This is a genomic window from Pseudomonas sp. GL93 (assembly GCF_003408955.1).
Taxonomy (GTDB): domain Bacteria; phylum Pseudomonadota; class Gammaproteobacteria; order Pseudomonadales; family Pseudomonadaceae; genus Aquipseudomonas; species Aquipseudomonas paracarnis.
In genome coordinates this window covers 1-23,047 of record NZ_NKRF01000078.1, presented here as the reverse complement: position 1 = coordinate 23,047, position 23,047 = coordinate 1, and the positions used below count along the sequence as shown (strand labels likewise).

General features: G+C 61.0%; 19 protein-coding genes. 7 read left to right on the top strand and 12 right to left on the bottom strand.

What is annotated here, in order from left to right:
• Positions 1-34: 34 nt before the first annotated feature.
• The gene (pmbA, locus tag CER19_RS16290; RefSeq protein WP_116667151.1) at positions 35-1,381 is read right to left on the bottom strand and encodes a metalloprotease PmbA; all 1,347 of its coding nucleotides are present in this window, start codon (positions 1,379-1,381) and stop codon (positions 35-37) included.
• Between the two features lie 108 nt (positions 1,382-1,489).
• Here pmbA and yjgA point away from each other — a divergent pair, with 108 nt between their 5' ends.
• Positions 1,490-2,011, top strand: a complete 522-nt coding sequence (gene yjgA, locus CER19_RS16285) for a ribosome biogenesis factor YjgA (protein WP_116667150.1) — start codon at positions 1,490-1,492, stop codon at positions 2,009-2,011.
• 45 nt (positions 2,012-2,056) lie between these two features.
• On the opposite strand, the gene tldD is transcribed toward yjgA, so the two are convergent.
• The 8 genes from tldD to mreB all read right to left on the bottom strand — a co-directional run bounded on the left by tldD (position 2,057) and on the right by mreB (position 13,236).
• Positions 2,057-3,499 carry a metalloprotease TldD gene (gene tldD, locus CER19_RS16280; RefSeq protein WP_116667149.1) on the bottom strand — a complete coding sequence of 481 codons (1,443 nt, stop codon included), beginning with the start codon at positions 3,497-3,499 and terminating at the stop codon, positions 2,057-2,059.
• A 16-nt stretch (positions 3,500-3,515) separates the two neighbouring features.
• Positions 3,516-4,364, bottom strand: a complete 849-nt coding sequence (locus CER19_RS16275; RefSeq protein ID WP_116667148.1) for a carbon-nitrogen hydrolase family protein — start codon at positions 4,362-4,364, stop codon at positions 3,516-3,518.
• A gap of 48 nt (positions 4,365-4,412) precedes the next feature.
• The gene (locus CER19_RS16270) at positions 4,413-8,228 is read right to left on the bottom strand and encodes a YhdP family protein (RefSeq protein WP_116667147.1); all 3,816 of its coding nucleotides are present in this window, start codon (positions 8,226-8,228) and stop codon (positions 4,413-4,415) included.
• Between the two features lie 78 nt (positions 8,229-8,306).
• Positions 8,307-9,764: a ribonuclease G gene (rng, locus tag CER19_RS16265; protein ID WP_003188562.1), complete on the bottom strand. Its 1,458-nt coding sequence runs from the start codon at positions 9,762-9,764 to the stop codon at positions 8,307-8,309.
• Between the two features lie 70 nt (positions 9,765-9,834).
• Complete coding sequence (locus tag CER19_RS16260) at positions 9,835-10,431, bottom strand: nucleoside triphosphate pyrophosphatase (protein WP_116667146.1); 597 nt, start codon at positions 10,429-10,431, stop codon at positions 9,835-9,837.
• Between the two features lie 51 nt (positions 10,432-10,482).
• Complete coding sequence (gene mreD, locus CER19_RS16255; RefSeq protein WP_003188558.1) at positions 10,483-10,971, bottom strand: rod shape-determining protein MreD; 489 nt, start codon at positions 10,969-10,971, stop codon at positions 10,483-10,485.
• On the bottom strand, positions 10,971-12,059 hold the full coding sequence (gene mreC, locus CER19_RS16250; protein WP_116667145.1) for a rod shape-determining protein MreC: 1,089 nt from the start codon (positions 12,057-12,059) through the stop codon (positions 10,971-10,973). The genes mreD and mreC overlap by 1 nt, the downstream gene beginning before the upstream one ends.
• 139 nt (positions 12,060-12,198) lie before the next feature.
• Positions 12,199-13,236 (bottom strand): rod shape-determining protein MreB, encoded by a 1,038-nt coding sequence (gene mreB / locus CER19_RS16245; RefSeq protein ID WP_002555108.1) that lies wholly within the window; start codon positions 13,234-13,236, stop codon positions 12,199-12,201.
• 210 nt (positions 13,237-13,446) lie between these two features.
• Here mreB and gatC point away from each other — a divergent pair, with 210 nt between their 5' ends.
• The 6 genes from gatC to CER19_RS16215 all read left to right on the top strand — a co-directional run bounded on the left by gatC (position 13,447) and on the right by CER19_RS16215 (position 18,676).
• A complete protein-coding gene (gatC, locus tag CER19_RS16240) occupies positions 13,447-13,734 on the top strand; it encodes an Asp-tRNA(Asn)/Glu-tRNA(Gln) amidotransferase subunit GatC (protein WP_003188556.1) in 288 nt (95 codons plus the stop codon).
• A 16-nt stretch (positions 13,735-13,750) separates the two neighbouring features.
• The gene (gene gatA / locus CER19_RS16235; protein WP_116667144.1) at positions 13,751-15,202 is read left to right on the top strand and encodes an Asp-tRNA(Asn)/Glu-tRNA(Gln) amidotransferase subunit GatA; all 1,452 of its coding nucleotides are present in this window, start codon (positions 13,751-13,753) and stop codon (positions 15,200-15,202) included.
• A 10-nt stretch (positions 15,203-15,212) separates the two neighbouring features.
• Positions 15,213-16,658, top strand: a complete 1,446-nt coding sequence (gene gatB / locus CER19_RS16230) for an Asp-tRNA(Asn)/Glu-tRNA(Gln) amidotransferase subunit GatB (protein ID WP_005784800.1) — start codon at positions 15,213-15,215, stop codon at positions 16,656-16,658.
• A 160-nt stretch (positions 16,659-16,818) separates the two neighbouring features.
• Positions 16,819-17,190 carry a septal ring lytic transglycosylase RlpA family protein gene (locus CER19_RS16225; protein ID WP_116667143.1) on the top strand — a complete coding sequence of 124 codons (372 nt, stop codon included), beginning with the start codon at positions 16,819-16,821 and terminating at the stop codon, positions 17,188-17,190.
• Between the two features lie 26 nt (positions 17,191-17,216).
• Complete coding sequence (locus CER19_RS16220) at positions 17,217-18,296, top strand: calcium/sodium antiporter (protein ID WP_116667142.1); 1,080 nt, start codon at positions 17,217-17,219, stop codon at positions 18,294-18,296.
• On the top strand, positions 18,293-18,676 hold the full coding sequence (locus CER19_RS16215; RefSeq protein WP_014716917.1) for a carboxymuconolactone decarboxylase family protein: 384 nt from the start codon (positions 18,293-18,295) through the stop codon (positions 18,674-18,676). Before CER19_RS16220 ends, CER19_RS16215 begins: the two co-directional genes overlap by 4 nt.
• 118 nt (positions 18,677-18,794) lie before the next feature.
• On the opposite strand, the gene CER19_RS16210 is transcribed toward CER19_RS16215, so the two are convergent.
• The 3 genes from CER19_RS16210 to CER19_RS16200 all read right to left on the bottom strand — a co-directional run bounded on the left by CER19_RS16210 (position 18,795) and on the right by CER19_RS16200 (position 22,884).
• Positions 18,795-19,736: an AEC family transporter gene (locus CER19_RS16210; protein WP_116667141.1), complete on the bottom strand. Its 942-nt coding sequence runs from the start codon at positions 19,734-19,736 to the stop codon at positions 18,795-18,797.
• Between the two features lie 219 nt (positions 19,737-19,955).
• Positions 19,956-21,509, bottom strand: a complete 1,554-nt coding sequence (garD, locus tag CER19_RS16205; RefSeq protein ID WP_116667140.1) for a galactarate dehydratase — start codon at positions 21,507-21,509, stop codon at positions 19,956-19,958.
• Between the two features lie 10 nt (positions 21,510-21,519).
• Positions 21,520-22,884 carry an MFS transporter gene (locus CER19_RS16200; RefSeq protein WP_116667139.1) on the bottom strand — a complete coding sequence of 455 codons (1,365 nt, stop codon included), beginning with the start codon at positions 22,882-22,884 and terminating at the stop codon, positions 21,520-21,522.
• Between the last annotated feature and the right edge of the window lie 163 nt (positions 22,885-23,047).

Genomic DNA, 23,047 nt, shown 5'->3' with positions numbered 1-23,047 from the left:
GCGATGGCGCGCCTTTCAGGACGTGCGGGAGGGATTAGCTGCCAGCGACCGTCATGCGTTCGATAAGCACCGAACCCGTGCGGATATTGCTGCGCAGTTCAAGGTCGTTACCCACGGCAACGATCTGCTTGAACATATCGCGCATATTGCCGGCGATGGTCACTTCCTGGACGGCGAACTGAATCTCGCCATTCTCCACCCAGAAGCCCGCCGCACCACGCGAGTAGTCACCAGTAACCATGTTCAGGCCATGGCCCATCAATTCAGTCACCAGCAACCCACGCCCCATCCGCCGCAACAACGCCGCCTGGTCTTCATCACCGTGGGTCACGAACAGGTTATGCACGCCGCCCGCGTTAGCGGTGCTTGGCAAGCCCAGCTTGCGACCGGCATAAGTGCCCAGCACATAGGATACCAGCTCACCCTTCTCGACAAACGGCTTGGCATAGGTCGCCAGGCCATCGCCGTCGAACGACGAACTGCCCATCGCGCGCATCAGATGCGGGCGCTCGTCGATGGTCAGCCACTCAGGGAACAGCTTCTGGCCGATGGCGCCCTCAAGGAACGAAGATTTGCGATACAGGTTGCCACCGGAAATCGCCCCCAGGAAGCTGCCGAATAAACCACCGGCCAGCTCTGCGGAAAACAGCACAGGCACTTCGCAGGTCGGCACCGGGCGCGCGCCCAGGCGGCTCGCAGCCCGTTGCGCCGCACGCAGGCCAATGCTTGCAGGGTCGGCCAGTAAATCGCCTTGGCGGTTTACGTCGTACCAGTAATCACGCTGCATCTGCCCGTTGGCTTCGGCAATCATCACGCAACTGAGGCTGTGACGCGTGGAGGCATAACCACCGATAAAGCCATGGCTGTTGCCGTAGACGCGGCAACCCTGATGGGTGCTCAAGGTGGTGCCGTCCGCATTCTTGATGCGGGCATCGGCATCGAAGGCTGCCGCTTCGCAGGTCAGCGCCAGCTCGATGGCTTGCTCAGGGGTGATATCCCAGGCATGGAACAGGTCAAAATCCTGCACCTCCTTGGCCATCAGCGCCTTGTCGGCCAGGCCCGAGCTTTCATCCTCGGACGTGTGCTTGGCAATCGCCAGTGCTGCGGCGACGGTCTCGCGAATCGCCTCAGGGCCACTGGCGGAAGTGCTGGCCGAGCCTTTGCGCTGGCCCGCATACAAAGTAATGCCAAACCCTTGGTCGCGATTGAATTCAACCGTTTCCACTTCCCGCTGGCGCACCGAAGTCGACAACCCTTGCTCCAGCGACACCGCCACTTCACAGGCGCTGGCCCCCTGGCGCTTGGCCTCGGCAAGGATCTGCTCGACTTGTTCCTGCAGTGCCGGTAACGCTTGTGGACCGACGCTTTGGGCTGCACTCATGGTTTTCTCCACTCAAATTCTGCTTTCGGTAATGGCCATCGAGCGACCGGGCCGGACAAGCGGCCCCCGACTGGTTATCATGGCGGCGTTTCTTTGCGGACTGCCACCATGGTTGATTCTTACGACGACTCCCTCGATGGGGAGAAAAGCAAAACCCAGGTCAAACGTGAGCTGCATGCTCTGGTTGACCTTGGCGAGCGCCTTACAACGCTCAAAAAGGATTTGGTTGCCAAACTGCCACTGACCGACGAAATGCGTCGGGCCCTGGCCGATGCGCCCAAGCACACCGCGAATATCGCGCGTAAACGGCACATCTCGTTTATCGGCAAACTGATGCGCGACCAAGACATTGACGCCATTCTGACTTTGCTCGATCAAACCGATGCCTCCACTCGCCAGTACAACGAACGCTTCCACAACCTGGAACGTTGGCGTGACCGCCTGATCTCGGGCGATGACGCGGTGCTGGAGAAATTCGTACTGGACTACCCGGACGCGGACCGCCAGCAATTGCGCTCCCTGATCCGTCAGGCCCAGCACGAGATGGCGCATAACAAGGCGCCGGCCACCAGCCGTAAAATCTTCAAGTACATCCGTGAGCTGGACGAGACTCAACGCGGTCTGCGCTGATCCTCTTCCCCGGGTGGCGGTCTTCGCCACCCGAAGCTCCGGTTCCTACGATCCCGTGCCACCCACGGTAATCGCATCAATTTTCAAGGTTGGCTGGCCGACACCTACCGGCACCGACTGCCCATCCTTGCCGCACGTGCCCACGCCGCTGTCCAGCGACAGGTCGTTACCGACCATCGACACTTTGCTCATGGCTTCCGGCCCGTTACCAATCAACGTCGCCCCTTTGACCGGCGCGGTAATCTTGCCGTCTTCGATCAGGTACGCCTCGCTGGTGGAGAACACGAACTTGCCGCTGGTGATGTCCACCTGGCCGCCGCCGAGGTTGGCGCAGTAGATACCGCGTTTTACCGAGGCAATGATTTCTGCCGGATCGCTTTGGCCACCGAGCATGTAAGTGTTGGTCATGCGCGGCATTGGCAGATGCGCATAGGATTCACGACGGCCGTTACCGGTGCGCGCCACGCCCATCAAGCGCGCGTTGAGCTTGTCTTGCATGTAGCCCTTGAGCACGCCGTTCTCGATCAGGGTAGTGCATTCGGTCGGCGTACCTTCGTCATCGACACTCAGCGAACCACGGCGGCCGGCCAGGGTGCCGTCATCGACAATGGTGCACAGCTTAGACGCAACCATTTCGCCCATGCGCCCGCTATAGGCGGAACTGCCCTTGCGGTTGAAATCGCCTTCCAGGCCATGGCCCACGGCTTCGTGGAGCAACACGCCAGACCAACCCGAGCCCAGCACCACCGGCAAGGTGCCGGCTGGTGCCGGAATCGCTTCCAGGTTGACCAATGCCTGGCGCAGCGCCTCACGGGCATAGCCCATGGCACGGTCGTCAGCGAGGAAATAACGGTAGTCGGTGCGCCCGCCGCCGCCATGACCACCGCGCTCGCGGCGCCCGTTCTGTTCGACGATCACGCTCACATTGAAACGCACCAGCGGCCGTACATCCGCCGCCAGCCCACCGTCGGTGGACGCCACGAGGATGCGCTCCCACACGCCCGCCATGCTCACGGTCACTTGCTGGATACGCGGGTCCAAGGCACGGGTGGCTGCGTCGACTCGCTTGAGCAGCTCGACCTTTTCCGCACGGCTGATCACTTCCAAGGGGTTATCCGGCGCATACAACTGCGCCACGTCCTGGGTACTGAACGCCTGCACCGTGCCATTTTGGCCGGCACGGGAAATCGAACGGGCGGCACGCGCCGCCAGGCCCAAGGCCTCCAGGGTGATCGCATTGCTGTAGGCAAAGCCGGTCTTCTCACCCGATTGCGCGCGAACACCTACGCCCTGGTCAAGATTGAAACTGCCTTCCTTGACGATCCCATCTTCCAGCGCCCAGGACTCGGAAATCTGCCCCTGGAAATACAGGTCAGCCGCATCGATACCCGGCCCGGCCAGATCGCCCAGCACGGTTTGCAGGCTTTCGATGGTCACGCCACCGGGTGCCAGGAGATGATCACTGACTGAGGACAACAACTCGCTCATAGGTTTGGCCTTAAATTCATCGTTCTGAAGCAGGCCGCTGCGCGCCCTGCGAGAAAAAGCGCCGGTGATTGGCCACCGGCATGCGCGCCCGTATCGACGCCTGTTCACTGCTATCGCGTTCGGCCAGTAACACCGCTTCGCCTTGATCCTGTTGCGCCAGCACTCGGCCCCAAGGGTCCACAATCGCCGCGTGGCCAAAAGTTTCCCGTGGGCCTGGGTGCATACCGCCCTGGGCGGCTGCCAGCAGGTAGCACTGGGTTTCGATGGCACGTGCGCGAATCAGTACATCCCAATGCGCAGCCCCGGTCACTGCCGTGAAGGCCGAGGGCGCGGTAATCAGTTCAGCCCCCGCCGCACGTAACTCGCTGTACAGCTCGGGGAAACGCAGGTCGTAACACACCGTCAACCCCACACGGCCCACCGGCGTATCTGCCACCACCACCTGGTTACCGAAAGCATAGTCGTCAGATTCGCGATAACGACCGCGAGCATCCGCCACGTCCACATCAAACAGATGGAGTTTGTCGTAGCGAGCGACGATTTCACCCTGATCGTTGATCAGCAGCGAGCAAGCATTGGGCTTGGCGTGGGGCTGGTCCTTGGGCGGCATCGGCAATGTACCGGCCACTATCCATAAGGTGAGGTCGCGGGCGGCCTGTTTCAACCAGGGCAACACAGGCCCTTGGCCCAACGCCTCGGCACGGCCGATGTCGGCCAGGTCGCGGCGGCCCATGGCCGCGAAATTCTCTGGCAGCACCGCGAGTTTCGCGCCATCGGCCGCCGCCTGCTCCAGCAGGCGGCGGGCCTGGGCGAGATTGGCCAGCACATCACTCTGGCTGACCATTTGAATTACCGCAAAGGACATGGGCCGACACTCCATACAGGGCATGGGGCCATGCTACTCCACAGGCTCTCAGTTTGGCTTTTCAAATGGCTTGTCGAAGGTGATTTTTGGATCCTTCCAGGGACCTTGTACCTTGTATTGCACACTGGCGAAGCGCGAAACCCGGTCACCGATCAGCTTGTCGATCAAAAACAGCGCACCACCAATGGCCGGCGCACCGACAATCAGCGCCGCAATCGGCAGGTTGTTGGTCACAGGCAAGGTGACCAGCAATTTGGCGTCGACGCGATCGGCAACCAGATCCAGGGTGCCGTTAAGCTCCAGATTGGTGGAAGGCCCGGTCATGGTGATGGGCTCGCGGGTCACGAACACGCCATTACTGGCGGCCAACAAGCCTTTGACCCGGTCGTAGCTCAAGCCCTTGCCGAACAAGTCGGAAAAGTCCAAACGCAAACGCCGGCCAATGGAGTTGAAGTTAAGCAGGCCAAACACTCGCAATGCCTGGGCACCGCCCTCCACTTCGACGAACTGACCTTTACGGAACGCGGCATCCAGGCTGCCGGAAAAGCGCTTGGGCCCGACCCAGGCCGGCGAACCCGGCCAGCGGCCATCCACGTCCAGATGAAAGTCTTCGCTGGTCACCGTAGGCGCAAACCCCCACCCCTTGAGCACGTCGGCAATGTTGCGGCCATCGAGGCGGCCCTTGTACCAACTGCTGCTGGCGCCTGGCGCACCTTCCCAACCCCCGGCGCCCTTGAGCAGCATGCCCTTGAGGCCCAGGTCGAGGTTATTGAAGGCCAGGCCCTTGGCGGTGGGGCGGATCCTCAGCGACCAGGCCCCGATCAGGTCCGAGCCCTGGAACAACTGGTCGACGGCAATATCCAGCGCCGGAATGCTCTTGGGGTCGATATCGGCCAACGGGTCCGGCGCGTTTTCGTCCGCCTGCGCAGTCGGGTCTGCCGCAGGCAATTTCACATATTTGAGGTTGACCGCAATCGGCGCGCCTTTGGCGTCCGGCAGGTTCACCGCACCCTTGGCTTGCTGGCTATCGAGTTGCAGGCCCCAGGCTGCTGGCTTGCGATCGAGCTGCAAGCTGACCTGGTCAAACTGGGTACCAAACCCGGTCAGTTTGCCCACCTTGAAGTCCGCGCCGCTGAGCAGTTGCTTGGCATTGCCACCTGGATCATTCCCCGCGTAACGATCCACAAGTTTCTTCCAGGGATCGATATCCAGTTCCGACAGCACGCCACGAATGCGCAGGCCCTTGGCACCGGGCAGCACGGCATCACCATCGCCGAGGAACAGTTCGCCGCGGCCATCATTGAACTTGTCGGGTGGCGCAGCAAAGGTGAAATTCGCCAGCTCGCCGTAATCAAACCAGTAACGGCGTTCAGCGCCCTGCAAGGTCATACGAAAAGTGCTGTCACGCCCCTGGCTGGCGGGCATGCCAAACGGCGCCGGCAGGTCCACCGCGACACCTTTAAGGCTGGAGTTGACCATCAACTGGCTGTCTGCGCCGTCGAGGATCACTTGCAACTGGTAAGGAATATCGCCGGAGACCGGCAACGGCTGGCTGATTTTCAACCAGTCCGTGAGGCGCTTGACGGTGACCTGGCCATTGGCAGTCACCCGCGTGCTGATATTGCCCGGCTTGCCTTCGGCAAAGATCTGCGCCGTGATGGGGCGGTCGAACGCCTGGGCCGAGATCTTCTGCCCGCTCAGGCCCTTGGCGCTGTCGAAGCGAAAATCACCCTTGAGCTGGGTCAGGTCCAGCGGCGGTTCCGCCAATTGCAGGCGCGCCTTGTCGGTCTTGAAGTCCACCACGATCTTGGGCTCAGTGCCTTTGGCCAGCGGTACGTCCAAGTCCAGGCTACCTTGCAGGTCGCCCTCGCCTTTCCAGCCGGCGAACGTAGACGCCGTGCCGATAGGGGCTTCTTGAAGTATCTTCAGGCCGTCGCCCAAACCGCCGGAGAACCCGCCCGTGAGCAGCAGATGACTGTCCCCGCCCGCGGGTGCGTGGGGGATATTGACGTAGACATCCTTGACCTGGGTGTCGAGCAACTGGCCCTTGCTCGCCAGGATGCGTACGCCGCTTTCCTCGACGAACACTTCCCCATTGACCTTGCTCACATGAGGCCAGCCCGGCTGGAAGGCCAGTTCGGCATCATGCACCTTGAAGAACAGGCTGATATTGCGCGACGCGGGCAGCGCATTGTGGCTGAGCGAACCTTGGTACTGGAAGAAGCCTTCGTCCACCGCACCCTTGAGGATCGCCGTGCGCAACCATTCATCCAGCGCCGGGCTCAATACGTCCGGTAGGTACTTGGGGGTGAAACGGCCATCGCCATCGACCATGCCAACCCGCAGGTCCATGTAGTCTTCCTGGCTATGGTCGAAATGCAGGCGAATCAGGAAGTCCGCCGCCACCTTGCCTTCCTCGCCCAGTACCTTGATATACGGGGCGATCAGGGTGAAGCCTTGCTTGTCCAGCTTCCAGGTCAGGCGTGCATTGGCCTGGATGTACTGCCACGGCTTGGCGAAGATCGGATACAGATGCAAGGAAAAGTCCTTGCTGTCCATGCGCAACTCGCCCTGGCCCAGATCACCACTGATGCTGCCGGACACATTGCGTGCGGCCGGCGCGCCAAAGTAGGCATCGAAGCCGACACGCTCCAGGTTGGCGGCAAAACTGAGTTTGCGGTCGGTGGTGTCTTGCGGTCGGAAGTCCACCAGCACGTTGCGTAACAGGCCAGTGGCTTTGAGGTGTTCGACGGCCTTGGCGAAACCTTCGGGCAGCGGCGCCAAAGCGTTGAGCAGCGGGGTAATGGGGGTCAGGTCGAGACGATCGGCCTGCAACTTCCACACTTCCTGTTCTTTGTCGGTCGCCAGGCTTTGCTGCAATTGCAGGCGCGACTCCCAGCGAGTTTCGCCAATGTTCATCGCCAGGGAATCAAACAGCACCTTGAGGCCAGTGTCACTACGCTGCAGATAGGCAGTCAGGGCCAGGTTTTCGAGGTGCACCGGCTTACGGTCGGCGTAGCTGCCCTTCACTTGGGGCGAATTGAGGCGTACCGCCGCGCTTTGCACCGTGCCTTTGGCCCAACTGAGCCAAAACTCGCCGCCGGCCTTCAGTTGCGTCAGCTTCCATTGCTGGGTCAGCCTGGCGGGAATCCACTTGGCCCAGTCGCTTTGCGGCAGGCTCAGGTAGGCATCGACCTCAGCATCTTGCCACTGGCTGGCGCGAATGCGGCTACGCAGGCTAACCGCCAACGGTTGGCCATCGGGCAATGTCAGGCGAGCGTCCAGACGCTGCTGGCTCATGCCGGTATGCAGGCTCAGGCCCACATAAGTCACGGTCACGGGTGCCTGATCGAAGGGTTGCAAGGTTACCTGGCTGTCCAGCACCGACACGCGCTTGACCATCTGCATACGCTTCAACAGCTGTTGTGGGTCCAACGGCTGGTCGTCCTGCACCGGCAAGCCTTGCAGCGTCCAGCGGCCGTCCTGGTCTTCCTTGACGCTCAGCTGTAAGCCACTGACTTGCAGATGGGCGATGCGCACTTCGCGGGCCATCAGGCTGGCCCACATATCCGGCACCACTTCCACCTGGTCCAGGCGCAACGCACTGCTGCCCTCGCCGACCATGACGTCGTGGGCCAGCAATACCGGGGCAAACCCGCTCCAACGGCCTTCAAGACTACCGATATGCAACGGCGTATCCAGCGCAGCCTGGGCCTTGGCCTCGACTTCGGCGCGGTATTCGGCCACCAGCGGGGTGAGTTCGCGCCCCAGGCTCACGTACACCGCCGCCAATACCAGCAACAACGCACACAGGCCCAGGCCCCAACGGGTCAAAGCGGCAAAAAAGCGTATCAGACGCTCCATGTCAGGCGACCCTCAAAAAACAGTTAGCGGACGGCAGATCAAGGTCTGCCGGTCTCGAAGAAAGTGCACAGTTGGGGATCAGAGCAACACCACGTCGTATTGTTCCTGGGAATACATGGTTTCGACCTGGAAGCGGATCGTGCGACCGATAAAACTTTCCAGTTCGGCGACGTTACCGGACTCTTCGTCCAGCAGGCGATCCACCACCTTCTGATTGGCAAGCACTCTATAACCTTCGGCCTGGTAGGCGCGTGCCTCCCGCAAGATCTCGCGGAAAATCTCGTAGCAAACCGTTTCCGGGGTCTTCAGTTTGCCGCGTCCTTGGCAACTGCTGCACGGCTCGCACAGTACCTGTTCCAGGCTTTCGCGCGTGCGCTTGCGAGTCATCTGCACCAGGCCCAACTCGGTGATGCCGATGATGTTGGTCTTGGCGTGATCGCGTTCCAGTTGCTTCTCAAGCGTACGCAGCACCTGGCGCTGGTGCTCTTCATCTTCCATATCGATGAAGTCGATGATGATGATGCCGCCCAGGTTACGCAGGCGCAGTTGACGAGCGATGGCCGTGGCCGCTTCGAGGTTGGTCTTGAAGATGGTCTCTTCAAGGTTGCGATGGCCCACGAAGGCACCGGTGTTGACGTCGATGGTGGTCATGGCTTCTGCCGGGTCCACCACCAGGTAGCCGCCGGACTTGAGTGGCACCTTGCGTTCCAGGGCTTTCTGGATTTCGTCTTCGACGCCATACAAGTCGAATATCGGCCGCTCGCCGGGGTAGTGTTCCAGGCGATCGGCGATTTCTGGCATCAACTCAGCGACAAATTGCGTGGTGCGCTGGAAGGTTTCCCGCGAGTCGATGCGAATTTTCTCGATCTTCGGGCTGACCAGGTCGCGCAGCGTACGCAACGCGAGGCCAAGGTCTTCATAAATGACGCTGGGCGCGCCGATGGTCTTGATCTGTGCGTCGATCTGATCCCACAGGCGCCGCAGGTAGCGAATATCCATGAGGATCTCGTCAGCGCCAGCGCCTTCTGCGGCAGTACGCAGGATAAACCCGCCCGCTTCCTTGATGCCCTCGGCGGCGACGCAGTCGCTGACCACCTTCTTCAGGCGCTCGCGCTCGGCTTCATCTTCGATCTTCAAGGAAATGCCCACATGGGCAGTGCGCGGCATGTACACCAGGTAGCGCGAGGGAATCGACAGCTGGGTGGTCAAGCGGGCGCCCTTAGAACCGATAGGGTCCTTGGTGACTTGCACCACCAGGCTCTGGCCCTCGTGCACCAGAGCGCTGATGCTTTCCACCGCAGGGCCTTCGCGCAGGGAAATTTCCGAGGCATGGATAAACGCAGCGCGGTCCAGGCCGATGTCGACGAATGCCGCCTGCATGCCCGGCAATACGCGCACCACCTTGCCTTTGTAGATATTGCCGACGATCCCGCGCTTCTGGGTGCGTTCGACATGCACTTCTTGCAGAACACCGTTCTCTACCACCGCCACGCGCGATTCCATCGGCGTGATATTGATCAGAATCTCTTCACTCATGGCTGGGTCTCGTTCAGGCGTTTTCACAATAGTGACCGTTCGCTTAAGGCTTGGCGCTGGAATACGGCGTTCAGCACACGGTAAGGTTTTGCCAACAGGGTATGCCGAATTGGGCGAGCAGTTGCGCGGTTTCGCAGACTGGCAGGCCCACCACGGCGGAATAACTGCCATTAAGCGCGGCCACAAACACCGAGCCCAGCCCTTGGATAGCATAGCCGCCGGCCTTGTCCTGCGGTTCGCCACTGTGCCAGTAGGTGGTAGCCTCCTGCACAGAAACCTCGCGGAACCGTACACGGCTGCTGACACATAGGGTTTCACATTGCTGGCCGTCGGTCAGGGCGATGGCGGTGAGCACTTCATGCTCGCGGCCGGAAAGGGCCATCAGCATGGCCAGTGCATCAGCCTGGTCCACCGGCTTGCCCAGGATCCGCCCGTCGACAATCACCGCCGTGTCGGCCCCCAGTACGCAGGTGCCCGAGGGGTGGCCAAGCGCGACAAAACCCGCCGTCGCCTTGCCCCGCGCAAGGCGCTCGACATAGGCAACGGCAGGTTCGTTGTTAAGGGGCGTTTCATCAATAGCGGCGCTGACCAGGGTAAAGGGCACACCGATCTGGACCAGCAGTTCACGTCGCCGCGGGGAGCCCGAGGCCAGATAAAGCGAATTCATTGCAGACTCTCCCTGTGGGGTTCGATAACCAGGCAGAGCCTCGCAATCCATTCAATTGATTTTATAGCGACGACGCAGCCCACGCAGGCCAAAACTGATCCAGGGCCATAACAAGGCGCTGACCAGTGCCGGCAGAACCAAGGCCAGGGTCGGCTGGCGGTTACCGGTCAACGCGCTGAGCCACAGTTGCACCAACTGCGCCAGGCCGAAGATCACCAGGATCACCAGGCACTGCTGCCACATCGGGAACATGCGCAAGCGCTGCTGCAGCGACAACACCAGGAAGGTAATCAGGGTCAGGATTAATGCGTTCTGGCCCAGCAAGGTGCCATACAGCACATCTTCGGCCAACCCCAGGCACATGGCCGTGACCATGCCCACCTTGTGCGGCAGGTTCAATGACCAGAACGCCAGCAACAAAGCCAGCCAGAGCGGGCGCAGGATTTCCATGAACTGCGGCAGCGGCGAAACGCTGAGCAGCAAGCCGATAGCGAAGGTCAGCCAGACGATCCAGCCATTGCGTGAATGAGTACCGGCCATTATTGCTCCCTCTGCCGTGTGGTGGTCGGAGCGGTGCTCGGCGCAGTAGCCGGGGGTTTGGCTACAGGCGGCTTAGCCGGGCGCGCAGTGTGCGCTGCCGGTTGAGCAGGCGTTGCCACCGGTGCCGGTGCAGTTGTCGCCGCAGGTGCAGGCGGACCGACGAAAGCCGGTTTCGGCACCGTGGCCGGCACGATAGACGTGGTGCCATTCTGCTGGTCCTCCGCTTCCTGGGCCTGGGCGGCGTCGTTGGCGCGCTCTTCCGGGGTGCGGTTGTCGCTGAACACCAGCAGCAGGTAACGGCTGCGGTTCAGTGCGGCCGTCGGTACCGCCCGAACGATAGCGAACGGCTGGCCGGAATCGTGGATCACTTCCTTGACCGTCGCCACCGGGTAACCCGCCGGGAAGCGCTGGCCCAGGCCAGAGCTGACCAACAGGTCACCTTCCTTGATGTCAGCGGTGTCGGCCACATGGCGCAGTTCCAGACGCTCCGGGTTACCGGTGCCGCTGGCAATCGCGCGCAAGCCGTTACGGTTGACCTGTACCGGGATGCTATGGGTAGTGTCCGTCAGCAACAGCACCCGCGAGGTGTAGGGCATCAACTCGACCACCTGTCCCATCAGGCCACGGGCGTCGAGCACCGGCTGTCCAAGCACCACACCGTCGCGCTCACCCTTGTTGATGATGATGCGGTGGGTAAAGGGGTTGGGGTCCATGCCGATCAGTTCGGCCACTTCGACCTTTTCGTTGACCAGCGCGGAAGAATTGAGCAACTCGCGCAGCCGAACGTTCTGCTCGGTGAGGGCCGCCAGCTTTTGCATGCGCCCCTGCAACAGCAGGTTTTCAGTCTTGAGTTTTTCGTTCTCGGCGACCAGTTCGGTGCGGCTGCCAAATTGGCTGGACACGCCCTGGAAGAGACGTTGCGGCAGGTCGGTGATCCAGTAGGTCTGCATCAACACCAGCGACATCTGGCTACGCACCGGCTTGAGCAGTGCAAAGCGGGCATCGACCACCATCAGCGCGACCGAAAGCACGGTCAGCACCAATAAGCGCACACCCAATGAGGGGCCTTTGGCGAAAAGCGGTTTAATAAGCCGCTCCTCCCAGGCAAATATTCTCTTTATTCATACGGCATCAAACCGGCCTGGATGCAGATTGAAGAAGATAAACGCCAACAGGCAGCACTGCAAAGTGCTGCCTGCCGACCAAGCATGAACCATCCAGGCAATCTTATTCGCTGGAGAGCAGGTCCATGGTGTGTTTATCCATCATTTCCAGCGCACGACCACCACCACGGGCCACACAGGTCAGCGGGTCTTCGGCGACGATCACCGGCAAGCCGGTTTCCTGGGCCAGCAACTTGTCGAGGTCGCGCAGCAAGGCGCCACCACCGGTCAGTACCAGGCCACGCTCGGCGATATCGGAAGCCAGCTCCGGCGGCGATTGCTCCAGGGCGCTTTTCACGGCCTGAACGATGGTGGCCAGGGACTCTTGCAGAGCCTCCAGCACTTCATTGGAGTTCAGGGTGAAGGCACGTGGAACGCCTTCGGCCAGGTTGCGGCCGCGCACATCGACTTCGCGCACTTCGCCGCCTGGGTAAGCGGTGCCGATTTCCTGCTTGATGCGCTCGGCGGTGGATTCGCCGATCAGGCTGCCGTAGTTACGACGCACATAAGTGATGATCGCTTCGTCGAAGCGGTCGCCGCCCACGCGCACGGATTCGGCATACACCACACCGTTCAGGGAAATCAGGGCGATTTCGGTAGTACCACCACCGATATCCACCACCATCGAACCGCGCGCTTCTTCCACCGGCAGGCCGGCACCGATCGCAGCCGCCATCGGCTCTTCGATCAGGAATACTTCACGGGCACCGGCGCCAAGGGCCGATTCACGGATGGCGCGACGCTCCACCTGGGTGGACTTGCACGGAACGCAGATCAGCACACGAGGGCTGGGCTGCAGGAAACTGTTTTCGTGAACCTTGTTGATGAAGTACTGCAGCATCTTTTCGCAGACGCTGAAATCGGCGATCACGCCATCCTTCATCGGACGAATGGCAGCAATATTGCCTGGTGTACGGCCGAGCATGCGCTTGGCCTCGGTGCCAACGGCAACGACACTTTTCTGATTACCATGGGTCCGAATGGCCACAACCGATGGCTCATTCAGAACGATACCGCGCTCGCGCACGTAAATAAGGGTGTTGGCAGTGCCCAGGTCAATGGAGAGATCGCTGGAAAACATGCCACGCAGTTTCTTGAACATGGGGAAAGGACCCTAGGCAACGCGTGGGTAAAAAAGTGCGGCAAACTCTAACAACGACAGGGATTTTGGGCAAGGCGCCAATGTGCTAAATTGGCCGACTTTCTGTGCACCAACCCCCACAATCGCGGCCTTATGACCGTAGAAATGCGGTAGTGTTCCGACAATCTAACACACGGACGCCCTCCGTTCTGTTTTCCACTGGAGAATCCCATGGCGCTTGAACGCTCCGACGTGGAAAAAATCGCACATTTGGCCTCGCTTGGCCTTAATGATGCCGATCTTCCACAGACCACCGCAGCCCTGAACAGCATTCTCGGGCTGGTCGACCAAATGCAGGCCGTGAATACCGACGGCATCGAGCCCCTGGCTCACCCACTGGAAGCCAGCCAGCGCCTGCGCGCAGACGTCGTGACCGAACGCAATAATCGCGAGGCCTACCAGTCCATCGCGCCAGCGGTCGAAAACGGCCTGTACCTGGTTCCGAAAGTCATCGACTAAAGGGAAAGAGCCTTTCATGCATCACATGACTCTGGCCGAGATCGCCCGCGGTCTCGCCGACAAATCGTTTTCTTCCGAAGAGCTGACCCAGACCTTGCTGGCGCGTATCGCCGCGCTCGATCCGAAGGTCAACAGCTTCATCAGCCTCACCGAGGAGCTGGCCCTGAGCCAGGCCAAGGCCGCCGACGCCCGTCGCGCCAACGGTGAGAACGGCGCGCTGCTCGGCGCACCGATCGCCCACAAGGACCTGTTCTGCACCCAGGGCATTCGCACCAGCTGCGGCTCGAAGATGCTCGACAACTTCAAGGCGCCCTACGACGCCACTGTGGTCGCCAAGCTGGCCGCTGCCGGTGCCGTGACCCTGGGCAAGACCAACATGGACGAATTCGCCATGGGGTCGGCCAACGAGTCGAGCTACTACGGCGCGGTGAAAAACCCGTGGAACCTGGAACACGTACCGGGTGGTTCGTCCGGTGGTTCCGCTGCGGCCGTGGCCGCGCGCTTCCTGCCGGCCGCTACCGCCACCGACACCGGCGGTTCGATCCGCCAGCCAGCCGCCTTCACCAACCTCACCGGCCTGAAGCCGACCTACGGTCGCGTTTCCCGCTGGGGCATGATCGCCTACGCCTCAAGTCTCGATCAGGGCGGCCCTCTGGCACGCACCGCTGAAGACTGCGCAATATTGTTACAAGGCATGGCAGGCTTCGATAAACAGGACTCCACCAGCATCGACGAGCCAGTGCCGGACTACAGCGCCAGCCTGAACACCTCGATCAAGGGCCTGCGCATCGGCGTGCCGAAGGAATACTTCAGCGCCGGCCTCGACCCGCGTATCGCCGAACTGGTGCAAAACAGCATCAAAGAGCTGGAAAAGCTCGGCGCCGTGATCAAGGAAATCAGCCTGCCGAACAACCAGCACGCGATTCCCGCCTACTACGTGATCGCGCCGGCAGAGGCGTCTTCCAACCTGTCGCGTTTCGACGGCGTGCGCTTCGGCTATCGCTGCGAGAACCCGAAAGACCTCACCGACCTGTACAAACGCTCCCGTGGCGAAGGCTTCGGCAGTGAAGTGCAGCGCCGGATCATGGTCGGCGCTTATGCCCTGTCCGCCGGCTACTACGACGCGTACTACCTCAAGGCGCAAAAAATCCGTCGCCTGATCAAGAACGACTTCATGGCTGCCTTCGAAGAAGTCGACGTGATCCTCGGCCCGACCACGCCTAACCCGGCCTGGAAGATCGGCGCCAAGACCGGCGACCCGATCGCCGAGTACCTGGAAGACCTCTACACCATCACCGCCAACCTCGCGGGCTTGCCGGGCTTGTCCATGCCAGCAGGCTTCGTCGATGGCCTGCCGGTGGGCGTGCAATTGCTCGCCCCGTATTTCCAGGAAGGCCGCCTGCTCAATGTGGCGCACCAGTACCAGTTGAACACCGACTGGCACACCCGCACCCCTACCGGCTTCTGAGGAGAACACTATGCAATGGGAAGTTGTGATCGGGCTGGAGATTCATACCCAGCTCGCCACCCAATCGAAGATTTTCTCCGGTAGCGCCACCACGTTCGGCTCTGAGCCCAATACCCAGGCCAGCCTGGTAGACCTGGGCATGCCCGGCGTGCTGCCGGTGCTGAACCAGGAAGCGGTGCGCATGGCGGTGATGTTCGGCCTGGCGATTGACGCCGAAATCGGCCAGCACAACGTGTTCGCGCGCAAGAACTACTTCTACCCGGACCTGCCCAAGGGCTACCAGATCAGCCAGATGGAACTGCCGATTGTCGGCAAGGGCCACCTGGACATTCCCCTGGAAGACGGCACCATCAAGCGCGTCGGCGTCACCCGTGCACACCTGGAGGAAGACGCCGGCAAAAGCCTGCACGAAGAATTCCCGGGCGCTACCGGTATCGACCTGAACCGTGCCGGCACGCCGCTGCTGGAAATCGTGTCCGAGCCGGACATGCGCAGCGCCAAGGAAGCCGTGGCCTACGTCAAGACCATCCACGCGCTGGTGCGCTACCTGGGCATCTGCGACGGCAACATGGCCGAAGGCTCGCTGCGTTGCGACTGCAACGTGTCGATCCGACCAAAGGGCCAGGTTGAGTTCGGCACCCGCTGCGAGATCAAGAACGTCAACTCGTTCCGCTTCATCGAGAAGGCGATCAACAGCGAAGTGCGTCGCCAGATCGAGCTGATCGAAGACGGCGGCAAGGTGATCCAGCAAACGCGCCTGTACGATCCGAACAAAGACGAAACCCGCGCCATGCGCAGCAAAGAGGAAGCCAACGACTACCGCTACTTCCCCGACCCGGACCTGTTGCCGGTGGTGCTGGAGGATTCCTTCCTCAATGACATCCGCGCCACCCTGCCGGAACTGCCGCAGCAAAAACGCGAACGCTTCCAGGAACAGTTCGGCCTGTCGGTCTACGATGCCAGCGTATTGGCTTCCAGCCGCGAACAAGCCAACTACTTCGAAAAAGTCGTGAGCATTGCCGGCGACGCCAAGCTGGCGGCCAACTGGGTGATGGTCGAGCTGGGCAGCCTGTTGAACAAACAGGGCCTGGAAATCGACGAAGCGCCGGTCACCGCCGAACAACTGGGTGGCATGCTGCTGCGCATCAAGGACAACACCATCTCCGGCAAAATTGCCAAGACCGTGTTCGAAGCAATGGCCGCCGGTGAAGGCAATGCCGACGAGATCATCGAGAAGCGCGGCCTCAAGCAAGTCACCGACAGCGGCGCCATCTCGGCCGTACTCGATGAAATGCTCGCGGCCAATGCCGAGCAGGTCGAGCAATACCGTGCGGCAGACGAAGCCAAGCGCGGCAAAATGTTCGGCTTCTTTGTCGGCCAGGCGATGAAAGCCTCCAAGGGCAAAGCCAACCCGCAACAGGTGAACGAACTGCTCAAAAGCAAGCTCGAAGGCTGATTGCAGTGAAATGGTTGGAGCAGAATCCAAATTCTGGCTCTAACTCCTGTGGGAGCGGGCTTGCTCGCGAAAGCGGACTGACAGCCAACATATATGTTGAATGTTCTACCGTATTCGCGAGCAAGCCCGCTCCCACATTTGTTACCGGGGCATATCTGAAATGAACCGTCTACTCGGCCTCCTGGCCCTGTCCTCCCTGCTGGCCGGTTGCGCCAGCGGCCTCATCGACCCCAACGGCTATGACGAAACCGGCACCGCGTCCTATTACGGCGCCAAGCACCATGGCAAGAAAACCGCCAGCGGTGAACCTTTCAACCAGAACGCCTTGACCGCCGCCCATCGGCGCCTGCCCTTCGGCACGCAGGTCAGGGTGACCAACCTCGACAACAACCGTTCTGTCGTGGTGCGTATCAATGATCGCGGCCCGCACACCCGTGGCCGCCTGATCGACCTTTCACGCAAGGCTGCCGAGCAGTTGCGCATGCTGCGCAGCGGTACCGCACGGGTACGCGTGCAAGCCCTGAACAACTGATCGAGGCAGCCTTGAGCATTTTCGGATTGAACGCCCTCTCACCCTGGAGCCTGCTCGAACTGGTGGGCGGCCTGATCTTGCTGATCATCGGCGCTGAAATCCTTGTACGCGCCGCGGTACGCCTGGCGGCGAGCCTCAAGGTGCGGCCACTGATCATCGGCTTGAGCATCGTCGCCTTCGGCAGCAGTGCGCCGCAGATGACCGTCAGTCTGCAGGCCACGCTGGCCGGCAACACGGACATTGCCGTGGGCAGCGTCATTGGCAGCAGCATCTTCAATATCCTCGTGACCCTGGGCTTGTCCGCGCTGATCATTCCGCTGCGGGTCTCGCGGCAGCTGGTGCGCGTGGATATCCCGGTGATGATCGTCGCCGGCCTGCTGGTGTTTATCCTCGCAGCCAATGAAATGCTGACGCCCTTCGATGGCGCCGTGCTGCTGGTGGCGCTGGTGGCCTACCTGGGCGTATTGCACTACCAGACACGTCATTCCCGCCGCCCGCGCACCTTGGACACCGTGGCGAAGGCGCCGTGGCTGAGCAGTGTGCTGCTGATGCTCGGCGGTTTGCTGGTGCTGGTGCTGGCCGGGCATTTGTTGCTCGGCGCAGCGGTGGAGGTAGCGAGCGACCTGGGCCTGTCGGAGCGCGTCATCGGCCTGACGCTGATCGGCGTCGGTACTTCGCTGCCGTGCCTGGCCACTTCGCTGATCGCCGCGTTGCGCGGCGAACGGGAGATCGCCGTGGGCAACGTGATCGGCAGCAACCTGTTCAACCTGCTCGGCGTGCTGGGTTTTACCGCACTGGTGGCGCCGACGCCGCTGTCAGTCTCGCCCAACGCCCTGGACTTCGATTTACCGGTGATGCTCGGCGCCATCATCCTGTGTCTGCCGGTGTTCTATACCGGCTATCGGGTAACGCGCATCGAGGGGCTGGTGTTGCTGGGGCTATACCTGGCCTACGGCCTGCATGTGATGGCCTTCACCACGGGCATGCCCCTGGCCAACAAGCTTGAGCAATTGATGCTGTACTACGTCCTGCCGGCGTTAGGTGTTTTGCTGTTGTTCACCTCGCTGCGCGCCTGGCACCGCCAACACAAGAGGGAATCGCAATGACCGATCAGAAAAAGCCCGGGGTTGAAGTGCGTCGCCAAGTCATGGGCGATGCGTTCGTCGACCGCGCCCTGGGCAATGCCACGGCGTTCACCCAGCCATTGCAGGATTTTGTCAACGAACACGCGTGGGGCAGCGTCTGGAACCGCGAGGGTTTGCCGCTCAAAACCCGCAGCCTGATCACCCTCGCCGCCCTCACCGCCCTCAAGTGCCCGCAGGAACTCAAAGGCCATGTGCGCGGCGCACTGAATAATGGCTGTACGGTCGAGGAGATTCGCGAAGCGCTGCTGCATTGCGCGGTGTATGCCGGGGTGCCGGCGGCGATTGATGCATTTCGGGCGGCACAGGAAGTGATTGAGGCGTATCAGGCCGATCAGCAGTGACTGCCCGATCGCCTTCGCGAGCAAGCCCGCTCCCACATTTGTCCGAGTTTCAGCATGAGAATGCGGTCGAATGTGGGAGCGGGCTTGCTCGCGAATGGCCCTGAAGACCGCGCAAAACTTAGATCCAACCCCCCGCCTGCAACACAAAAATCCCGATATTCGTGGTCACCGCCGCCATCAGCGTGGTGATCACGATAATCGCGGCCGCCAACTCATGATTACCCTGCGCCGCCCGAGCCATCACAAAGCTTGCGGCGGCCGTCGGCGCGCCGAAATACAGGAACAGAATCCCCAACTCCGGCCCTCGGAACCCCAGCAACCACGCGCCTAGGGTGGCGATCACCGGCAGCCAGATCATCTTCATCAGGCTCGCGCTCAACGCCACGTTGCCGCTCTTGCGCAGCGCGGCCATGGACAAGGTGCCACCGATGCAAATCAACGCCAACGGCAGCGTGGTGTCAGACAGGTACTGCAAGGATTTCTCAAGCCAGCCGGGCACGCCGATCTGGAAGTACGCGAACGGCGTGGCGACGATCACGCTGATAATCAGCGGGTTGGCCAATACGCTTTTGAAGATGCTCCACGGGTCGGACTTGATCACCGGGCTATAGACCGCCAGCACAATGGTCGACAGCGTGTTGTAAAAGAGGATCACCAGCGCGGCGAGGATCGCGCCCAGCGATATACCGTAGTCGCCGTACATACTGGCCGCCAGCGCCAGGCCGATGACCCCGTTATTGCCACGAAACGCGCCTTGGGCGTAGATGCCTCGGTCTTCGCGCTTGCAGCGAAAGATCGCCCAACCCCAGGCCACGGCAAAGCTCACCAGGGTGGCAACGCAGAAGTAGATGAGCAGGCCCGGCTTGAGCGCCGAGTGCAGGTCGGCATGCAGAATGCCAAGGAACAGCAGCGCCGGCATGGCCACGTTGAACACCAGGGACGACGCGGTGTGGATAAAGTTGTCATTGATCCAGTTGATGCGTTTTAGAAACACGCCCAGGAACAGCATGGCAAACACCGGCGCGGTGATGGTGAGGGTAGTGAGGAAGATTGCCAGCATGCCGGGGAGAACCTTGGTGGGCGTCGTTAGTTGGCTAATGATAAGCCAGTACGAGCGGGTTCGTGTGGGCAACGCCATTCAAATGTGGGAGCAAGCTTCCCGATGTAGGAGCGAGCTTGCTCGCGAGAAACTCCCAGGCGCCGCGTTCATTCAGTTAACACGCGTTATCGTTGGCGTCTTTCGCGAGCAAGCTCGCTCCTACAGGGTTAGCACCTGGTCTCAGGTAATCGGCGCCGGGTTGAACAGCGTGATGTCGTTATGCAGCTTATGCCGCTCTGCCCAGGTCTGCTTCTTGCCGCTGGCCACATCCAGATAGAAGTGGAACAACTCCCAACCCAGTTCCTCGATGCTCGCCCGCCCCGTGGCAATGCGCCCGGCGTCGATATCGATCAGGTCCGGCCAACGCTGGGCCAGTTCGGTGCGAGTCGAAACCTTCACCACCGGCGCCATCGCCAGCCCGTACGGCGTGCCGCGCCCAGTGGTGAACACATGCAGGTTCATACCCGCTGCCAGTTGCAAGGTGCCGCAGACAAAATCACTGGCCGGTGTGGCGCAAAAGATCAGGCCCTTTTCCTTGAAGCGCTCGCCAGGGCCAAGTACGCCGTTGATGGCACTGCTGCCGGATTTGACGATGGAGCCCAACGACTTCTCGACAATATTCGACAGCCCGCCCTTCTTATTACCCGGCGTGGTATTGGCGCTGCGGTCTGCCTCGCCCTTGGCCAGGTAACGGTCATACCAGTCCATTTCCCTGACCAGCTCGCGGGCGACGTCCTGGTTCTGCGCGCGTGAGGTCAGCAGGTAAATCGCGTCACGCACTTCTGTCACTTCGGAAAACATCACCGTCGCGCCGGCGCGCAGTAACAGATCCGAGGCATACCCCAGCGCCGGGTTGGCGGTGATGCCGGAAAACGCATCGCTGCCGCCGCACTGCATGCCCAGGATCAACTCGGAGGCCGGCACGGTTTCGCGGCGACGCTGGTCGAGTTTTTTCAAGCGCACGTCGGCCAGGGCCATGATCTGCTCGATCATTTCGGTAAAGCCGTGGCTGGAATCCTGCAAGCGATACAGCCATGGCTCGCTCAGGTCCACGGAGCTGTCGTTGTCGTGCATCACCTGGCCGGCCTGGAGCTTTTCACAGCCCAGGCTGATCACCAAGGCTTCGCCGCCCAGGTTGGGGTTGCGCGCCAGGTTGCGCACGGTGCGGATGGGGATATAGGCATCCGTCGCCGTAATCGCCACGCCGCAGCCGTAGCTGTGGGTCAGCGCCACCACGTCATCGACATGCGGGTAGTGGGGCAGCAACTCGTCCTTGATGCGCTTGACCGCATGGTCCAGCACGCCCGTGACGCATTGCACAGTGGTAGTAATGCCGAGGATATTGCGCGTGCCCACGGTGCCGTCCGCATTGCGATAGCCCTCGAAGGTAAACCCCTCCAGAGGCGCCTGGGTTTCAGGCACCTCGGTGGACAGAGGCAAACTGTCCAGCGGCGGTGCGGTGGGCATGCGCAACTGGTCCTCCTGCACCCAACTGCCGCGAGGAATGGGCGCCAGGGCATAACCGATGGTCTGGCCATAGCGAATAATTTGGCCGCCCTCGGGGATGTCTTCCAGGGTCACCTTGTGGCTCTGCGGGATGAAATCCACGGTGACCAGGCCGTCGGGAAACTCGGTACCGGCGGGTACCCCTTGATCGTTCACCACGATCACTACATTGTCGCGCTCGTGCAAACGGATCGAGCGCGGTGAGTCGGCATGTTCAATCAACTGCATCACACGAACCTCAGGAATGCGCTTGAGAAAGGTTGGTCAACTCAGGGCCCTTGGCAGGTGGATCCTTGAGCACCACACGCTTGATCGGGCCGACAATCACCAGGTAACTGAACACCGCCACCAGCGCGTTGGCACCGACGAACACCAGCGCCCATTTGAACGAGCCGGTGGTGCTGATGATGTAGCCAATCACAATCGGCGTGGTGATCGACGCCAGGTTACCGAAGGTGTTGAACAAGCCGCCACTGAGCCCGGCGATTTGTTTCGGTGAGGTGTCGGACACCACCGCCCAACCCAGCGCGCCAACGCCTTTGCCGAAGAAGGCCAAGGCCATGAAGCCCACCACCATCCATTCGATGTCCACGTAATTGCACGCCACGATGCTGCTGGAAATCAGCAGACCACCGATGATCGGCGCCTTGCGCGCGAAGGTCAGCGAATGGCCTTTGCGCAGCAGGTAGTCGGAAATCACCCCGCCGAGCACCCCGCCGATAAAGCCGCAGATCGCCGGTAACGAGGCAATGAAGCCGGCCTTGAGGATGGTCATGCCACGCTCCTGCACCAGGTACACCGGAAACCAGGTCAGGAAGAAGTAGGTGATGCCGTTGATGCAGTACTGGCCCAGGTAGACGCCGAGCATCATGCGGTTGGTCAGGAGCTGGCGGATGTAATCCCACTTCGGCCCGTCGGTTTTCTTACCCTTGCCCTTGTCCTGATCCATATCGACCATCGCGCCATTGGCGGCGATGTGATTGAACTCGGCCTCGTTGATCATCGGATGCTGGCGCGGGCTGTGGATAACTTTCAGCCAGATCAGCGAGAAAACAATGCCGATCACGCCCATCACGATAAACACGTGCTGCCAGCCGAAGCGATAGACGATCCAACCCATCAACGGCGCGAACAACACCGTGGCGAAGTACTGGGCCGAGTTGAAGATCGCCGACGCAGTGCCGCGTTCAGCCGTAGGAAACCACGCCGCCACAATACGGGCATTTCCCGGAAACGACGGCGCCTCGGCCAAGCCCACCATGAAGCGCAGCATAAACAGCGCGACCACCGCAGTGGAGACGCCAAACTCACCGACATAGCCTTGCAGCACGGTGAACAGCGACCAGGTGAAGATGCTCAGGGCATAGACTTTTTTCGAGCCGAAACGGTCGAGCAGCCAGCCACCGGGAATTTGCCCGGCCACGTAGGCCCAACCGAATGCAGAGAAGATATAACCGAGGGTGACCGCGTCGATACCGAGGTCTTTTTGCAGGCTGGAGCCGGCGATAGCGATGGTGGCCCGGTCGGCGTAGTTGATCGTGGTCACCAGGAACAGCATGAGCAGGATCAAATAGCGGACGTGGGTCGGCTTGGTCGCTTGCATGTAGAAGTACTCCCACTAATTATTTTTTTTGCGGGTAATGGTTATGTATTGCTTGGTTGCGCGCCCCTGTAGGAGCGAGCTTGCTCGCGAAAGACGTCAACAATTACGCGGGCATTCAGGACGCACGCGGTGAATTTGAGTTTTTCGCGAGCAAGCTCGCTCC